Here is a 2,723-nt window from a genome sequence, read left to right on the forward strand (position 1 = left end):
TAATGGTGCGAAACGTTTCTAACCTAACTTGGGAATGGTCACATTACCCAGATAAAAGTTAGACAATTCCTTCAGGAATTGAAGGGTTATATCGAAGAGTCAAATGAAAGAGTAACGTCTTGAAGGGCTCTCTCTTAGTCGAATAGCACTGGATTTAGTAAGAATAATAGTGTTATAAGCTCGGTGAAAAGGCGTGAGAATTTACCGTAACAGGTTAAGCTGACGAAATCCTACCCGCGGGGGTGGTGTAAATCATAATGCTTGAGTTGAATGGACATGGTGAGAATGTTACACACCCTAAAATAATTAAGGGTAAACTGACGAATTTCCGAATGTACGGATCTAGAATGGCAATACATAGAAATGTGTATATCACTTACTGTGAGGTTAGCTGTGGATGAGTAAAAATCGTTAATATGAAAATCCATGATATGTTACAGGCATATCTACGTTAACAGGTCTACAGGAAACACCTAAATTCATTCCATAATAGATATAATTCAACGTTGTAAGCTGATAACGTGGAGGACTTACTTCTTATGAAACGGTGTTAAGGAAAGCAATAGTGAGAATAGCTACTGCATAACTTATCTTTGTATCAGTGAAAGTGGTGGCACAGTACCGATGAAACGTCTAATTCACGTGGAGGGATAGCCACTAGACTAATGAAGAATCATTCAACCATGTAAGGCAGTTCTTTATCGATTAATAAGGTTCTTGTGAGACTAAAAGAGGTTCAACTCCCAAGGGAGTCACCGACTTGTTGAAACGGAAGAAACTGAGACACAATGAGTATTATGATATGCAATATTGTTTTGACAATTTGTACGCTCAAAGTGTTAATGGTCAAAATTTCTATGACTTAATGAAATGGATTAGTTCTGATGAAAATATACGTCTTGCTTATCGAAATATCAAAAGGAATACAGGAAGTAAAACGGCAGGTACAAATAAATTAACAATTGAAGATGTCAAATCTTTGTCTGTAGAAGAAGTCATTCTAAAGGTTCAAAATATGCTTGAATCATATGTGCCACAAAAAGTTAGACGTGTGTTCATACCAAAAGCGAATGGCAAAGTAAGACCGTTAGGAATCCCGACGATTTGGGACAGAATTCTTCAACAGTGCATCTTACAAGTGTTAGAACCGATTTGTGAGGCGAAGTTTCATAAACACAGTTATGGCTTTAGACCTAACAGAAGTACTCATCATGCGAAAGCAAGGTTTGAGTCCCTCATAAACTTGGCGGGTCTCTATCATTGCGTAGATGTAGATATTAAAGGTTTCTTTGACAATGTAAGCCATAGTAAATTACTTAAACAAATTTGGTCGCTTGGAATAAGGGATAAAACGCTAGTTTCAATCATATCAAAACTTTTAAAATCAGAGATTGAAGGTGAAGGAGTTCCAACCAAAGGGTGCCCGCAAGGTGGTATTTTGTCTCCACTTTTATCTAACATTGTTTTAAATGAATTAGATTGCTGGGTAAGTTCCCAATGGGAAACATTCGAAAGTAACCACAAATATAAGCATAATGGAAGTAAAGTACTAGCACTTAAGAAATCTAATCTAAAAGAATGTTACATCGTAAGGTATGCTGATGATCTCAAAGTTTTATGTCGCACACGCTCGCAAGCGATTAAAATGAACTACGCTATAAAGGATTTCCTTAACACAAGATTACACCTTGAGACAAGTGAAGAAAAGTCAAAGGTAATTAATCTAAAGAAAAATTCGTCAGAATTTCTTGGATTTTCATTCCGAGCTAAAAGGAAAGGTAAGACAAGGATGGGTTTTGTAGCACAGTCTAATATGACGAAAAAGGCAAAATCTAACGCACTGATAAAAATAAAGGAATCTATAAAAGATATTCATAAGAAACCCTGTGCAAAGACAGTATGGCATTTTAATACGGTCGTAATGGGAATTCAAAATTATTACTCAGCCGCAACTCAAATCACAAATAATCTAATTGAGTTGAACTCCTATCTTCATAAGACGCTATATAATCGACTAAAAGACGTTAGAAAAGAAGCGAAGTTTACTGACATGACTAGTACGTTGCAAAAACGTTACAAAGGGTACGAACCACAATACTTTAAGATTCAAGACATGGTGTTTGTCCCAATTTATGCCCAAAAGCATAAAACAAATCTATGTTTCTCTCAAGATACGTGTAACTATACTGTCAAAGGCAGAGAAAAAATACACAAAAATCTTAAAGCGATTAACAAAAACGTATTAAGCCATGTCATGAAAAACTTTATTCCAAATCGTACGATTGAGTACAACGATAATCGCATAAGTAAGTTTATTGCTCAAAATGGAAGATGTGCCGTAACAGGAACGGAACTAGGATTAGCTGATTGGCATTGCCATCATAAAAATCCATATCATCTCTCGAGAGATGATAGATTCTCAAACCTGATAGTGCTTCATGAAGCCGTACATCGGCTAATACATCTAAAAGATATTGAAAAAATTAAAGCTTTACTTAATTCTTTAAAACTCAATCATAAACAGAAACAAAAGGTCAACGAACTTCGAAAACAATGCAAAAATGACCCAATCTGAATTTTGGAACCAATAAATTAGCTTCATTAGATACATAGAATTGAATGAATTGGATTAGTTAGAACGCCGTATGAGATGAAAGTTTCATGTACGGTGTGAACGAAGGGAAAAGGGAGCGATAACGTCAAACCCTTACCTATTCGTATGA

At 35.7% G+C, this 2,723-nt stretch carries 1 protein-coding gene; it reads left to right on the forward strand.

Translation table 11 applies throughout. The features are described from left to right. Nucleotides 1-763 precede the first annotated feature (763 nt). On the forward strand, nt 764-2,575 hold the full coding sequence (gene ltrA / locus ACFFIX_RS27635; protein ID WP_446686120.1) for a group II intron reverse transcriptase/maturase: 1,812 nt from the start codon (nt 764-766) through the stop codon (nt 2,573-2,575). Nucleotides 2,576-2,723 lie beyond the last annotated feature (148 nt).

It is taken from the genome of Metabacillus herbersteinensis, from assembly GCF_042433335.1.
Classification (GTDB): domain Bacteria; phylum Bacillota; class Bacilli; order Bacillales; family Bacillaceae; genus Metabacillus; species Metabacillus herbersteinensis.